At 70.4% G+C, this 12,676-nt stretch carries 16 protein-coding genes, 1 tRNA gene and 1 pseudogene; 11 read left to right on the forward strand and 7 right to left on the reverse strand.

Annotated elements, in window-relative coordinates:
- Nucleotides 1-64 precede the first annotated feature (64 nt).
- A complete protein-coding gene (locus tag ASC60_RS26640) occupies nt 65-457 on the reverse strand; it encodes a hypothetical protein (protein WP_055555248.1) in 393 nt (130 codons plus the stop codon).
- Between the two features lie 49 nt (nt 458-506).
- A complete protein-coding gene (locus ASC60_RS26645) occupies nt 507-908 on the reverse strand; it encodes an ATP-binding protein (RefSeq protein WP_055555250.1) in 402 nt (133 codons plus the stop codon).
- A gap of 156 nt (nt 909-1,064) precedes the next feature.
- Between ASC60_RS26645 and ASC60_RS26650 the strand changes: the two genes are divergently transcribed.
- The gene (locus tag ASC60_RS26650; protein WP_055555252.1) at nt 1,065-1,949 is read left to right on the forward strand and encodes a DUF5753 domain-containing protein; all 885 of its coding nucleotides are present in this window, start codon (nt 1,065-1,067) and stop codon (nt 1,947-1,949) included.
- Nucleotides 1,950-1,966: 17 nt separating this feature from the next.
- Nucleotides 1,967-2,191, forward strand: a complete 225-nt coding sequence (locus ASC60_RS26655) for a DUF397 domain-containing protein (protein WP_055555254.1) — start codon at nt 1,967-1,969, stop codon at nt 2,189-2,191.
- A 95-nt stretch (nt 2,192-2,286) separates the two neighbouring features.
- Here the strand turns inward: ASC60_RS26655 and ASC60_RS26660 are convergent, their stop codons facing one another.
- Entirely contained in the window at nt 2,287-2,880 is a 594-nt protein-coding gene (locus ASC60_RS26660) for a lytic polysaccharide monooxygenase (protein WP_055555255.1), read from the reverse strand.
- A gap of 158 nt (nt 2,881-3,038) precedes the next feature.
- Between ASC60_RS26660 and ASC60_RS26665 the strand changes: the two genes are divergently transcribed.
- Nucleotides 3,039-3,112, forward strand: a tRNA-Lys gene (locus ASC60_RS26665).
- A 134-nt stretch (nt 3,113-3,246) separates the two neighbouring features.
- Here ASC60_RS26665 and ASC60_RS26670 read toward each other — a convergent pair.
- The 3 genes from ASC60_RS26670 to ASC60_RS26680 all read right to left on the reverse strand — a co-directional run bounded on the left by ASC60_RS26670 (nt 3,247) and on the right by ASC60_RS26680 (nt 4,965).
- A complete protein-coding gene (locus ASC60_RS26670; protein WP_055555502.1) occupies nt 3,247-3,807 on the reverse strand; it encodes a GNAT family N-acetyltransferase in 561 nt (186 codons plus the stop codon).
- Between the two features lie 153 nt (nt 3,808-3,960).
- Nucleotides 3,961-4,554 carry a choice-of-anchor C family protein gene (locus tag ASC60_RS26675; RefSeq protein WP_055555257.1) on the reverse strand — a complete coding sequence of 198 codons (594 nt, stop codon included), beginning with the start codon at nt 4,552-4,554 and terminating at the stop codon, nt 3,961-3,963.
- A 192-nt stretch (nt 4,555-4,746) separates the two neighbouring features.
- A complete protein-coding gene (locus ASC60_RS26680) occupies nt 4,747-4,965 on the reverse strand; it encodes a tautomerase family protein (protein ID WP_055555259.1) in 219 nt (72 codons plus the stop codon).
- Between ASC60_RS26680 and ASC60_RS26685 the strand changes: the two are divergent.
- The 8 genes and pseudogenes from ASC60_RS26685 to ASC60_RS26720 form a co-directional block, all read left to right on the forward strand.
- Nucleotides 4,903-5,382, forward strand: a pseudogene (locus ASC60_RS26685) (transcriptional regulator); the annotation flags it as partial. The gene ASC60_RS26680 and the pseudogene ASC60_RS26685 sit on opposite strands and share 63 nt — an antisense overlap.
- Nucleotides 5,358-6,104 carry a hypothetical protein gene (locus ASC60_RS41800; protein ID WP_159043327.1) on the forward strand — a complete coding sequence of 249 codons (747 nt, stop codon included), beginning with the start codon at nt 5,358-5,360 and terminating at the stop codon, nt 6,102-6,104. The pseudogene ASC60_RS26685 and the gene ASC60_RS41800, both read left to right, overlap by 25 nt.
- Nucleotides 6,105-6,115: 11 nt before the next feature.
- Entirely contained in the window at nt 6,116-6,820 is a 705-nt protein-coding gene (locus tag ASC60_RS26695; protein WP_055555262.1) for a DNA alkylation repair protein, read from the forward strand.
- 66 nt (nt 6,821-6,886) lie between these two features.
- Nucleotides 6,887-7,732, forward strand: a complete 846-nt coding sequence (locus ASC60_RS26700; RefSeq protein ID WP_055555264.1) for an alpha/beta fold hydrolase — start codon at nt 6,887-6,889, stop codon at nt 7,730-7,732.
- Complete coding sequence (locus tag ASC60_RS26705; protein WP_055555265.1) at nt 7,732-8,001, forward strand: hypothetical protein; 270 nt, start codon at nt 7,732-7,734, stop codon at nt 7,999-8,001. The genes ASC60_RS26700 and ASC60_RS26705 overlap by 1 nt, the downstream gene beginning before the upstream one ends.
- Nucleotides 7,994-8,620, forward strand: a complete 627-nt coding sequence (locus tag ASC60_RS26710) for a DUF6879 family protein (protein WP_055555267.1) — start codon at nt 7,994-7,996, stop codon at nt 8,618-8,620. Before ASC60_RS26705 ends, ASC60_RS26710 begins: the two co-directional genes overlap by 8 nt.
- 183 nt (nt 8,621-8,803) lie before the next feature.
- Complete coding sequence (locus ASC60_RS26715) at nt 8,804-11,044, forward strand: tetratricopeptide repeat protein (RefSeq protein WP_234357158.1); 2,241 nt, start codon at nt 8,804-8,806, stop codon at nt 11,042-11,044.
- A 281-nt stretch (nt 11,045-11,325) separates the two neighbouring features.
- Nucleotides 11,326-12,111, forward strand: coding sequence for a hypothetical protein (locus tag ASC60_RS26720; RefSeq protein WP_055555271.1), 786 nt, complete (start codon nt 11,326-11,328; stop codon nt 12,109-12,111).
- A gap of 45 nt (nt 12,112-12,156) precedes the next feature.
- Here ASC60_RS26720 and ASC60_RS26725 read toward each other — a convergent pair whose 3' ends face one another.
- Nucleotides 12,157-12,582 (reverse strand): ATP-binding protein, encoded by a 426-nt coding sequence (locus tag ASC60_RS26725; RefSeq protein WP_055555272.1) that lies wholly within the window; start codon nt 12,580-12,582, stop codon nt 12,157-12,159.
- Nucleotides 12,583-12,676: the final 94 nt, after the last annotated feature.

Raw genomic sequence — 12,676 nt, forward strand, 5'->3', positions numbered from 1 at the left:
ACGCTCTGCCACAAACGAAAGCGACCGTGTCCGGTTGCTGCCACTGTCCCCGAACGGACCCGGTTCACTGCGGGCCGAAACTGATCGGACCGTGGAAGTCACGGCCCTGGATGACCGGGCCCGAGGCGGTCCCGGAGAAGGTGTTGTGCACCGAACCCGCCTCCCGCTCGGCCGGTCGGCCGAACTCCCGCAGCCAGGCGGCCAGATCGCGCCCGAACTCCGGGTCCCGCCCGGCCCGTTCGACCAGCAGGTCGGCCAGCCGGCGCAGCCTCTCCTCGTCGTCGTACGGAATGGCGACCGGCTCGGGCTCGCCCACCGGCTCGGCGTCACCGCGCCGCCACACCCGGCGGACCAGCGCGCCGAGCGATTCCATGGCCCGCCGCCCCGCCTCGCCCCCGGCGCCCGACACCGCCGAGTTGACCGCCGCGACCAGCGCTCCCGCTGTCACCGGATCCATGGAACCTCCCCCTGCCGCTCCGTCGACTCCACGCTAGCGGCGCCGGCGCTCACCGATCCACCGTTTCGGCACACAGCGTGAACCAGACCGTCTTGCCGCTGCCGTGAAGATCCGTACCCCACTCGTCGGCGGTCTTGCTGAGCAGGAACATCCCGCGCCCGCACTCCGAGAGGAAGTCCGGCTCCTTGGCCACCGGCAGTGAGGGCTCGGTGTCGGTGACGGCGGCGCGTATCCCGCGCGGGCGGTTCTCAAGCGTCAGCACGCAGTCGGGCGAGGCCGCGTGCTTGTGGACGTTGGACAGCAGCTCGGTGACGCACATCGCCGCGGGCGTGATCAGCTCCTCACGCCCCCACAGCCGCAGCCGGGCACCGACGGCGCGGCGCACCTCGGCGAGTTCCTGCGGGTGGACACGGAGGCGAAGCTCGTACCGCTGCGGGATGTTGTCTGCCATATGACCCGGGGCCCTCCGATGCGCGGCGCACTGCCGCCGTCTCGCAAGAGCGATCCTGACCCATCGGGAGCGTCACTCGCAATGTTTCGACCCATTGCCTCAAGACTGGCATATGCCGCCTGGTCGCCCCAGTTGGCGATAGGCCAGACTGACGGCATGTCCTACCAGCCAGTGCCCACCGTACGGCGCAGGCGTCTGGGGTCGACTCTGCGGAAGCTGCGCACCGAAGCGGGGATGACACTGGACGCGGCCGCCGAAGCGCTCAACGCGACCGCGAACGGTTCCCCGGGCGCCCGCCACTGGACCGCACCCAAGCTCTCACGCATCGAGAACGCCAACGCGACCATCCGCACCACCGAAGTCGAGATCCTGCTGCGGGCGTACCAGGTCACCGACCGCGACATCCGGATCGCGCTGGAGGGGCTGGCCAAGGACGCGGGCAAACGCGGCTGGTGGCAGACGTACCGCGGAGTCGTCGCGCCCGCCTACGCCGACTACATATCGCTGGAGTCGGACGCCGACTCCGTCCGCGACTACGCCCCGCTGGTCGTCCCCGGGCTGCTCCAGACGTCCGAATACGCGCGCGAGACGATCGCCGCGAACGCCCGGGCGCGCAGCGCGGCCGAGGTGAGCGCCCTCGCCGAGGTGCGGCTCGCCCGCCAGGCCGTGCTCACCCGCCCGGACACCCCGCTCAAGCTGTGGGCCGTCATCCACGAGACGGCGCTGCGCCGCCGGTTCGCCGACCGCCCGGCCATCATGGCCGACCAGCTGCGCCGGCTGCTGGACGTCGCGGACTGGCCGACGGTGACGCTCCAGGTGATGCCGATCGACGCGGCACCCAACCCGGGGGACGCCGGCGCGTTCACACTCGTGGGCTTCCCCGGTCCGATGCCGGATGTGGTCTCCCAGGAGAACCTGCGGGGCCCCACGTACGTCGAAGGAGTCGACGACGTCAACGTTTTCGTCGACGCCTTCGGCCGCATCGCCGACAGCGCGCTGTCACCGGATGCGACGAAGGGCCTCATCGCAGATCTCGTATGAGAAAGAGGGCCCCACACATGAACACCTCATGTACCTCTGCCCCGTTCGCCGGTAACCAGCACCGTCCCCGCTGGCGCAAGTCCTCGTACTCCGTGGGCGAGGGCCAGTGCGTGGAGATCGCCGCCAGCGGCGGACGGCTCCTGATCCGGGAGAGCGACGACCCGGGCGTGGTCCTGACCACGGCCCCGGCGACGCTCGCCGCCTTCCTGCGGGGTGCGAAGGCGGGCACGTTCGACGCGTGACGCAAGCCGATGAACGGCCGCCCGGCCTCACGGCCGGGCGGCCCTTTCCGTAGCGGCCCTGTCCGTAGCGGCCCTTTCCGTAGCGGCGCGGGCCGTCAGAACTGCACGTCCGAGCACGCGTAGAACGCGTTCCCGGTGTCCGCGATGGTCCAGACGGCGAGGATCACATGCCGCCCGGTCATCCCGCTCGGGATCGTCCCCGAGTGCGAGAGCGTGGACGGCGGCCGCTGCCCGTTGTACGGCACGGTCAGGAAGGGCTGGGACTGGAGGCTGGAGCGGGTCACCTTGGTGCTCGGATTCCAGCCGTTCTTGGTGATGTAGTACCTGAAGTCCGTGGTCGCGTGCGAGGCCGTGAACCGCCAGTTGAAGGTGTAGCTCTTCCCGGCGGTCAGCCTGGTCGCCGGCCACGCCCCGCCGCGCGGATCGTCGAGCTGGGCGAACCGGCTGTTGCCGCCCGCACAGATCGTCCCGTCCGCGGGCCCGCCCGACGGGAACCCCTTGGGCCCTTCCACGCTCTGCGGCTCGTACTGGATCTCGCCACAGTTGGCGACGGTCCCGCCGGCGCACAGCTTCTGCCTGCTGATCGGTGAGTCGGTGTAGCCGTGACTGCTGGCGCTGCCGCCGGTCGCGAGGACGGTGACCGCCGCGAGCCCGATACCGACGACGGCGGCGCGGATCTTCTTGCGCATGCTTCGCTCCTGAAGACGTGGGGAGTGCTTCTGCGAGCCGTGCGATGCGGTCTAGACCAAGTCGGAGCGTAGCCAGGTCGCCTGGTCATGTCCATACCAAATGCAGCAGGCTGGTTCGGACCACGCTCCGAGGTCCGGTAGGATTCCGTCGTCAGCAGGCGCCGCTAGCTCAGTTGGTTAGAGCAGCTGACTCTTAATCAGCGGGTCCGGGGTTCGAGTCCCTGGCGGCGCACCTGGTTTTACGTCACTGACCTGGGGTTTCCTGGCTCGTCCGGGAAACCCCGATCGTGTTTACGCGGCAAGTGCTCTCCCTGTGCGACGGCCCCTCCCCCTGCGCGACAACGCGGACTCGGGCGCCGACGACGGTCAGGCCGCCCGCCGGGCCGCCCGCCATTCCGGCGCGAGCACCGACCAGATCTCCATGTCCGCCCGCTTCCCCCGGCACAGGAAGCTCTCCCGCAGCACGCCGTCCTTCGTCATCCCGAGCCGCCGGGCCACGGCGATGCTGGGCTCGTTCGCCGCCGAGACGTGCCACTCCACCCGGTGGATGCCCCGCTCCTCGACGGCCCAATCGATGATCACGCGGCAGGCCCTGGTCACCAGCCCCCGGCCCACCGCCGACGGCTCCAGCCAGCAGCCCGCCTCGGCCGTCCCCTGCGCGAGGTCCATCGTCCGGAACAGGACCCCGCCGACCAGCTTGTCGTCCGTCCAGATCCCGTAGATCCGGCCGGTGTCCGTCGCGGCCTTCTTCGCGTACGACTCGAGGAACGTCCGGCTCGACGCCAGGTCCGTGACGACATCGGCCAGCCCGACGTGCCGCCCGATGAGATCCCGTCCCCGCTCCATGTGGGCCAGGAACTCCTCGGCCTGCCACGGTTCGAGCGGACGCAGCTCCGCGCCGTCGTCCCCCAGGGATATCGCGTACATCATCGCCCTCCACGCCCCAGCCCACCCCACGGTGGGACGGATCTTCTCATGGGCGTCAGCGGCGGTACCGGTGGTTTTCCGGCGGCGCGAAGCACACGAACGCCCCGGCGCGCTCAAGGCGCCGGGGCGTTCGCACAACGGCGGGGCCGGCGATCAGCCGCAGGAGGGGCACGGCTCGCAGTGGCGGACCGACACGTCGTCGATGACCGGCCCATAGGCGCCGGACACCGTGCTGGCGAAGGCCAGCGTCGTGGTGGCGCCGGTGGCCACGAAGGACACCTCGTGGGTCACGTAGCCCATGTTCGCGGTCGTCCTGCCGGTGACATCGAAGGTGAAGTCCTGGAAGTTCTGGCCGTCGACCAGCACCTTTCCGGTCCTCACGGCCGGACCGCCGGCCGGGTTACCGGCGAGCGAGTACGTCACCGTGTACCTCTTGCCCGGCACCGTGGTGAAGGTCTGGCTCACCCTGCCCGCGTCGCCCCCGTTGAGGTCGACGGACTGGTCCCCCTCGGCCGCCTGCCAGAACCCGGCCCCGATCAGGTCGACGTTCCCCCCGGTGACCTTCCACGGCCCGATGGACCCTCCCGTCCCCACATTCACGAAGGTGCCGGCCGCCATCCGGGGCGTTTCGAAGCTGCCGTCATCGAAATGGCTGGCCGCCGGCGCGGCCAGCGCGGCACCCGTACCGGTTCCCGTGAGAACACCGGCGATGATGACCGCGGCGACGAAAGTACGAATGGGTGACATATTCCCCTCCTGGATGAAAGATGCGCGAGCGTCTGAATTGACCGCCCGGACGAATCTCCCGCACCCCCCGACGGAGACCAAGACCGAGTCACGGGCGCACGGTGGCGCGCGACGGCCCGAACTCCCCGGGCGCGCCGTCCAGTTGACGCACCCGCCCCTGAAGGGTCGCAGCCAAAGGGCGCCGGGGGGCCGTCAGCCCTCGGGGGTCTGCTGGAGCTTGGCGAGGGTCAGGACGTTGCCGCCGAAGCCCCAGCCGCCGTCGGTGACCTCCTCGACCAGGACCAGGGTGTTGGCCCGAGCCCGTTCGCCGTAGATCTCGGCGTACAGCTCGGTCGTGCGCGTGATGATCTTCTCGCCGCGCTCGTCGGCCCGGCCCCGGCAGTGCGCGGCCCCGCGGCGAGCCTGGTCCACCGCTGGTTCACCGACCCCGGCGCCCGCGCCGTCTACCCGGCCGAGGACCACCCCCACCACTCCCGGGTCTTCGTCGCCGACCTCCAGGCCGTCGCCGCCCGGCGCGGCGGTGACGCCACGGTGACCCGGCTGGTGGCCGAACTCCGGCACCGCAGCGAGGAGTTCGCGGCTCTCTGGGCCACCCACGATGTCGCCCTCCGACGGGCCGACCACAAGCGCATCGTCCACCCCACGCCGGGCGTCATCGAAGTGGACTGCCACAGCCTGTTCAGCGAGGACGGCTGCCAGCGCCTCCTGTGGTTCACCGCCCCACCCGGCACCGAGGGCGCCTCCCAGCTCGAACTCCTCTCCGTCATCGGCACCCAGGACATGGAACCTGCCATCATGCCTGGGTGGAGATCGCCGAACTCGTCCTGAAGTACATAGAGGCCCTGGCCTGGCCCTTGGTGACGGTGGGTCTGGTCTGGGGCTTGCGCAGCCACATACGCGAGGCGTTTTCGCGGATGACCCGCTTGGAGACGCCGGCGGGCGCGATCGAGTTCGAGGCGCAGGTACGGGACGTACTGACCCGGGCGGAACAGGCCACCATCGCCGACGCGCCGAGGGGCCCCTACGGCCAAGGGGTGCCTACGCCACGTCCCCAGCCCTGGCCGCCGTACCCCGCGCCGGCCGGGGAGCGCGTGGAGGAAGGGCTGGGCCCTTCCGCACACGAGGAGCCCCCGGCACCGGCACAGTCATCACCACAGCCCCAGGCCCAGGCACCGGGGCCGGCACCGGGGCCGGCACCGGGGTCGGGGTTCCCGCAGGGGCCGCCGGCCCCACCGCTCGAGGACCCGTGGCCCCTCCCCCCGCAACCGCGGGTGGCCGCGTTCGAGGCACCTCCGCACTGGCACGAACAGCTCCAGGAAGCCCGGACCATAGCCGACGCGTCCCCCGTCGGAGCCATCATCACGGCGTGGAACGCGCTGCTCACCACGCTGCCGAACGACCTGCCGCCCGACATCGTCGTGGTCGTCAACCGGCTGCGCACCCTCCGCAACCGGGCCGTGCACCAAGCCGACACCGTCACACCGGGCGCGGCCCGGGACTTCGTCGAAAGTTGCCTTCACGTCGCCCGGCTGGCCGGGACACCGAGGTAGCTTCCGCGGACATGGCGATCGTTTCTCTTGAGAGGCTACGCGCCGGGCTGCGCGATCTGGCGGAGCCGGCCATCCGGGTCCAGCAGCTTCGCGTGCTCACCCCCGCCGACGACGACCAGCTGCTGGGCGTGCGGGTGCCCGCGGTACGGAAACTCGCCCGTGCCCACCGGGGGTTGACGCTGGACGACGTGGACGTGCTGCTGCACAGCCGGGTTCACGAGGAGCGGTTCGCCGGGCTCCTGGTACTGGCCGAACAGGTGCGCTCGACGCACGGCGCGGAACGCGGGACGCTGGTCGATTTCTCTCTGGGACGCACCACGTGCGTGGACAACTGGGACCTGGTGGACGGCTCCGCGCATGTCGTTCTGGGCCCCTGGCTGCTGGACGATCCGCCACGCTTCTGGGACGTGCTGGACGAGCTGGCCGCTTCCGCATGGCTGTGGGACCGCAGGATCGCGGTGGTCTCCACGCTGGCCCTGATCCGCGAGGGCCGCTTCCAGCCGACGTTTCACCTGGCGCTGACCCTGTGCCGGGATCCGGAGCCGCTGATCCACAAGGCGCTCGGCTGGATGCTGCGGGAGATCGGCCGCCGGGACGGGCCTCTGCTCGTGCGATTCCTCGACCAGCGTCTCGCCGAGCTGCCGCGCATCACGGTGCGCCACGCGACGGAACGGCTGGCGCCGGGCGACCGGGCGCGGTTCGTGAAAGGGCGGTAGGGCTGCGGCCGACCGCGGTCCGGGTGGCTACGCTCGTCCCTCCACCGACCTACAGGGGAGCAGAGTGTGCGCAACGCCGCCGTGACGCCCGAGGGCGACCAGATCCGCTGGGTCGAGCTGCCGGGGCAGGAACCGCCACGCGTCTACGTGCACGGGCTGGGCGCCACGTCACCCGCCTACTTCACCGCCACCGCCGTCCACCCCCTGCTCGCCGGTCACCGCTCCCTGCTGATCGACCTCCTGGGCCATGGCATCAGCGATCGGCCGACGGGCTTCGACTACACCCTGGAATCCCACGCCGACGTGCTCGCCACCGCCCTGACCCACGCGGGTGTCAGCAACGCGGAGCTGATCGCGCACAGCATGGGCGGCTCGGTGGCCATCGTCCTGGCGGCCCGGCACCCCCATCTGGTCTCCCGGCTGGTGCTGGTCGACGCCAACCTCGACCCGATCCCGCGCATCCCCTCCTCCGGAGGCAGCAGCGGCATCGCCGCCTATTCCGAGCAGGAGTTCCTGACGGACGGCTGGCGAGAGGTCCGCGACCGGGTCGGCCCCCACTGGTGGTCCACGATGCGCCTGGCCGGACGGGAGGCCCTGCATCGCAGCGCGACCCACCTCACTCGCGGCACCGTTCCGACCATGCGCGAGCTGCTGCTGGACCTGAAGATCCCCCGCACCTACCTCCTGCCCGAGGCCGACGGTCCGCTCCCGGGCACCGACGGCCTCACCGACGCCGGGGTGTCCGTCGTCGCGATCCCCGACTGCGGGCACAACATCATGCTGGACACCCCGGAAGCGTTCGCGCGCGCCACGGCCGCGGCGCTCACGGACGGTGGCCCTCTTGCTCCGCGTACCGGAACGAATACACTGAGTGACGATCGCGCGTGTGGGCACGTCAAGCGGAGGCATTGATGAACCGTGTCTGGGAAGCCGACCCGTCAGCGTTATTCGCCCGACGTCTGGGCAAGACCGCACAGGAGTTGCACAAGTCGGACGACGACGAGGACTGCCCTGACATCTGGCAACTCGAAAACGGCGACATCGCCGTGATCGGACGGGACCTGACGACCGCCTACACCGATCATCTGCCCTCCGGTGTACGGATCGGCCACGACGAGCGCCTCGTGGTGATTCCCGGCATCATGCTGTCCGTCGCGAAACAGGACATCCCGGATGCCTAGCCCCGCTCCGGCACTCGACCGCGCACTCGGCTCACGGCTCGACCTGGATGCCTACCACCGCGATTTCGCGGAGGTCAGGGCCCGCACGCTCGGCCAGGATTCATGGAAGCTTGAGCGTCAGCAGCACTTCGAGGAGCAGAACAACCCCGGGCGGGACGCCCTGCGCCGCGGAGACTGGGATGAGGTGATGCGTCAGTTCGAAAAGAAGCGGCCCCGGTTCCTGGAGAGCGTTCAGAAGGACCGCGAACGCGGTAGCGCCTTCCACCGGGTCCGGGTCGTGGAGCATCCCTTCACTCCGTACGTGCGCTGGGAACTGCTCTCTCTGCGAGTCCAGGCCGAGTGCGGCAAGCCGATCCGTGTCGTTCGGGCCGACCACGTGCGGGAGTTCGAGCAGCGGGCGATCCTGCCGGAGGTCGTGGTGCTGGGGGCGCGGGTGCTGTACGAGGTGGTCTACACCGACGAGGGCGTGCCGGACGGCGCCGTGCGGCACAGCGATCCGGAACTGGTTGGCCCGTGGGGGTCGTTCATCTCCGACCTGTACGCCGGGGGCGAGGACGTCGTGGCGTATGTGGAGCGCCACACGGACTCTTTCCCCCCGCAAGCACTGATGCGGGGGTAGGCGATCGACGGCGGAACCGACCGGGAGGAAACCCCCGGCACCCATGCGGAGCTGTCCGGCACGGCACATGACGTCGTGCAGGCGCGCGATGTCAGCGGCGGCGTCCATTTCCACGCCCACGACAACACCGCCCGCTCCGCCCCCGTCCCGCCCCGTCAGCTCCCCGGAGACATCAGGAACTTCGTGGACCGCACCGACGCACTTGAACGGCTTGACGCGATCCTCCCGAGCGATGGGGGCAAAGATCCGCTCATCGTCTCCGTCTGCGTCATCGCCGGTACTGCCGGCGCGGGTAAGACATCGCTCGCGCTGCGCTGGGCACACCAAGCCAAGGGCTGGTTCCCCGACGGGCAGCTGTACGTCAATCTGCGCGGCTACGATCCCGGCGAGCCGGTCGCCGCGCACGAGGCACTGCACCGCTTCCTGACCGCGCTCGGCACACCCGCCGCGACGATCCCGGCCGACCCGGATGCGGCAGCGGCCCTCTACCGCTCGATGCTGTCCGGCCGCCGGATGCTCGTGGTGCTCGACAACGCGGCCACCGTCGCCCAGGTCCGGCCGCTGCTGCCGGGCAACTCCCACTGCCTGGTCGTGGTGACCAGCCGTGGTCGGCTGTCCGGGCTTTCCATACGTGACGGAGCCGAGCGGATCACCCTCGGAACGCTCCCGGAGACGGAGGCGGTCGCGCTCCTGCACGCGGTGACCGCCGGACACCGACCCGCAGACGACAGCCGGAACCTTGCCGAACTCGCCCAGCTGTGTGCCCGCCTGCCGCTCGCTCTGCGGATCGCCGCCGAGCGGGCGGCCACTCACCCCCACATGGGGATCGATGAGCTGATCGAAGACCTCCGGGACGAGTCTGCTCTCTGGGACGCGCTGAGCACGGGCGATGAAGTGGAGGCGGACGCGGTGCGGACGGTCTTCGCCTGGTCCTACCGGGCCCTCTCTGCTGACGCGGCACGCCTGTTCCGGCTTCTCGGGCTGCATCCCGGGCCGGAGTTCGGGCTGGCAGCGGCCACGGCCCTTTCGGCGCTGCCCATTCGGCGTACCCGACAGTTACTCGACGTCCTGGTCGGCGCCCATTTGCTGGAGCAGACCGCCCTTGATCGCTACGAGTTCCATGATCTGCTCCGTGCCTACGCCGCCGAGCAGGCCAAAGCCGAGGAGCCGCCACGAGCCCGGCTGGCCGCTCTCCGCCGCCTCCTCGACTGGTACGTGTACGCCGCCGATGCGGCAATGACATTGCTGTGGCCCCACCACAAGCGTCTCGGACTCGGACAGCCGCCTCCGGACGTCAACGTTCCGGGGTTTGTTGACTACGAGCAGGCGGTGGACTGGGCGGAGCGGGAACAGGCCAACGTCGTGGCGGCGGTGCGTGTCGCGGAGCGGGAAGGTCTCGACCGGTACGTCAGCTGGCTGGCCGACCTGGTCTGGTCCGCGCGGGCACCGTCCGCCGTGATTCCGGATCTCCTCCCCGTGATGGAGCAGGGCCTCCGCGCGGCGCGGCGGTCGGGTGACCGTGAGGCGGAAGCGCGGTTGCTGGAGGCGCTCGGTCTGGGAAACCGGATGGCGAACCGGCTCTCGGCGAGCCGGGAGTTCCTGGACGCCGCCCTGACACTGCGGCGGGAACTGGGCGACCGAAGGGGAGAGGCTGCAGCGCTCAACGCCCTCGGACTGCTTGACGCCCGGACCCGGCGTCTCGACGCTGCCGACGGGCACTTTCTCCGGGCAGGGGCTGTCTACCGCGAGGTGGACGAGGGCCGACTGGAGATCGTGGCCCTCTCGAACCTGGCAGCGTCCCGCCTCCAGGCCGGCCGTCTCGATGAAGCGGCCCGCGACGCGCGACGAGCGCTTGAGTTCCATCGCGAGGCGGGCAACAAGCGCAGCATCGGCAACGCGCTGCGCATCCTCAGCGCCCTCCACCTCGACCGTGGCGAACCGCTGGAGGCCCTGCGGACGGCGGATGAGGCCATCGCCATCGCACTCGAACTGCGCAACACCACCCTCGAAGGCTATTGGCTGCTTGCCCGGGCCGATGCCCTGCGTGCCCTGAGAAGGTTCGGGGAGGCGTTGGAGGCGGGGCAGCGGTCGGCGGTGTTGCACGGCAGGTTGGGAGACACATCGCGGGCGGCGATGGGGTGGCACGGTGTGGGCGAGACGTACCAGGCGATGGGGAGACCGGCGGACGCCGAGCCGTTTCACCGGATGGCGGTGGAGGCGCACCACGCGCTCGGGGAGACGTGGCACGCGGCTGTCGCGCTGGACGGGCTCGCCCGGGCGGTCCAAGAGGATCATCCGGCGCAAGCCGTCGCGCACTGGGACGAAGCCATAGGGCTCATCGCCGAATACCGAGACGACCGCGCGGTGGCGTTCCGGGACCGCATGATCCGCGCGCGACAGCAGGCGAGCCACGGCGGTGTCTAGTGCCGCGTCAGCCAAGGTTCACCCCGCTCGCCGCCCTGGCACGGCCATCTGCGGCGTTGCCGAATCGACCGAGTAGGCCCACTACGAGGCCGATCCGGCGCCTTGCATCTGACCGCACCAGGACGCCTCGCTACCGGGAACTCCTTGGCTGACGCGGCACTAGTCGCGCCGTGAGGTGACCTGCGCCCAGACGGCCTTGGCCGGGCGCCGTCGGCCTGGTGTGTCGGTGGCGCCTTCTAGTCTCGGCACGAACACACAGGTTGCGGTTTGGGGAGGGCGTCATGGGTGACGGTATTCAGTGGCTGAGGGGCGGGAACACGGGTACGGCCTGGATGGTGAGTGTGGTTTTCGCGCGCGGGATCGACCCGGAGGAGCTGGCGTTACGGATGGGTGCTCCGCGTGGTGCGGTGACCGAGCCGATCACAGACGCCGAGGTGCTCGACTTGGACCTGGACTTCTACCGGCCGCTCACGCACGGTGACGCGGTGGCCCGGGTCGGCGAGCACGCGGGATGGTCGTTCGCGATCGAGTACGGGCACGCGGTTGGAGTCAGCCGCCTGGCGGAGGTCTCCCGCGACGGCGTGGAAGCCTTCCACTACGACCGCAACCCGGAACACCCGCCCACCATCGTCTTCTATGCGCGCGACGGCCAGAAGGTCTGCGGCTTCGGCTTGGGGGAGGAGCCCATCCGGTGGGGCAAGGAGCCCGACCTGCTGCTGCCCGACCTCGTCGCCGCCGGCATCCTCAATCCCGACGGGGACACCTACCCCGCGGACCCGGACGAGGACGAGGACGAGTCCGTGGATTACGCCGCCCGTGACCGCCGGGCTCTGGCCGTCGTCGAGGAACGCTTCAGCCTCTCTCTGCCGCGGACCGTCTTCACCGAGGACCGCCTTCCCGCGTACGTGACCAACAGCACCCCCGCTCCCGACTTCGAGGCCATCCATGACTGGGCCGCCACCAACGGTCGCCCGCTCCCCGACGCCCGGCTCGGCCTGATCCCCGCCACCCTGCGACGCAATTACGAGCACGCCACCGATCCCCGCTGGCACAAGCGGCAGCGGTAGGGCGTCGGGTGTCCGCACGAAGCCCGTCGGAGTAACCCGCCCCCGTCACCCCGGAGCTGTCACCACGTGCGCCCAGACGGTCTTGCCCGGGCCCCGGCGTTCCTTGACGCCCCAGCGGTCGGCCAGCGCCTCGACCAGGAGCAGGCCACGGCCCTGTTCGTCGTCGGAGGCGGGCGCCTTGGGGGTGGGCTGACGGTCGTGGGTGTCCGACACCTCGATCTCCAGGCGGCCGGTCTCATGGTCGTACCGCAGCAGCAGCGCGAAGTCCCGTCCGGGGACGCGGCCGTGGAGGACGGCGTTGGCCGCCAGCTCGGCAACGACGAGGACGGCGGCGTCGCTGGGCCCGAGGCCCCAGGAGGCGAGCTGGTTCGCGGTCAGCAACCGGGCGAGCCGGGCCCCTCGTCGGGTGGCGGAGAATCGCTGTGCGAACGTACGTACGGTGACGGGAGCTTGGCCCTGTGGTGCGGTCATGGGCGGAAGCGTTGCGGTGCGGGTGGGGCTCCGGCCAGGTATGACACCCACCCAGTTTTCGCTGTACCAGTTGACTCGCTGAACTGGGGCGGTC

The organism is Streptomyces sp. NBRC 110028, assembly GCF_001417735.1.
Taxonomy (GTDB): Bacteria; Actinomycetota; Actinomycetes; order Streptomycetales; family Streptomycetaceae; genus Streptomyces.

Bases quoted from the DNA above. Each gene is read 5' to 3' on its own strand.
- ASC60_RS26675 (WP_055555257.1), bottom strand. From the start codon at position 4,554: ATGTCACCCATTCGTACTTTCGTCGCCGCGGTCATCATCGCCGGTGTT.
- ASC60_RS26720 (WP_055555271.1), top strand. From the start codon at position 11,326: ATGGGTGACGGTATTCAGTGGCTGAGGGGCGGGAACACGGGTACGGCC.
- ASC60_RS26705 (WP_055555265.1), top strand. From the start codon at position 7,732: ATGAACCGTGTCTGGGAAGCCGACCCGTCAGCGTTATTCGCCCGACGT.
- ASC60_RS26660 (WP_055555255.1), bottom strand. From the start codon at position 2,880: ATGCGCAAGAAGATCCGCGCCGCCGTCGTCGGTATCGGGCTCGCGGCG.
- ASC60_RS26640 (WP_055555248.1), bottom strand. From the start codon at position 457: ATGGATCCGGTGACAGCGGGAGCGCTGGTCGCGGCGGTCAACTCGGCG.
- ASC60_RS26670 (WP_055555502.1), bottom strand. From the start codon at position 3,807: ATGTACGCGATATCCCTGGGGGACGACGGCGCGGAGCTGCGTCCGCTC.
- ASC60_RS26650 (WP_055555252.1), top strand. From the start codon at position 1,065: ATGTCCTACCAGCCAGTGCCCACCGTACGGCGCAGGCGTCTGGGGTCG.
- ASC60_RS26725 (WP_055555272.1), bottom strand. From the start codon at position 12,582: ATGACCGCACCACAGGGCCAAGCTCCCGTCACCGTACGTACGTTCGCA.
- ASC60_RS26655 (WP_055555254.1), top strand. From the start codon at position 1,967: ATGAACACCTCATGTACCTCTGCCCCGTTCGCCGGTAACCAGCACCGT.
- ASC60_RS26710 (WP_055555267.1), top strand. From the start codon at position 7,994: ATGCCTAGCCCCGCTCCGGCACTCGACCGCGCACTCGGCTCACGGCTC.
- ASC60_RS26645 (WP_055555250.1), bottom strand. From the start codon at position 908: ATGGCAGACAACATCCCGCAGCGGTACGAGCTTCGCCTCCGTGTCCAC.
- ASC60_RS26695 (WP_055555262.1), top strand. From the start codon at position 6,116: ATGGCGATCGTTTCTCTTGAGAGGCTACGCGCCGGGCTGCGCGATCTG.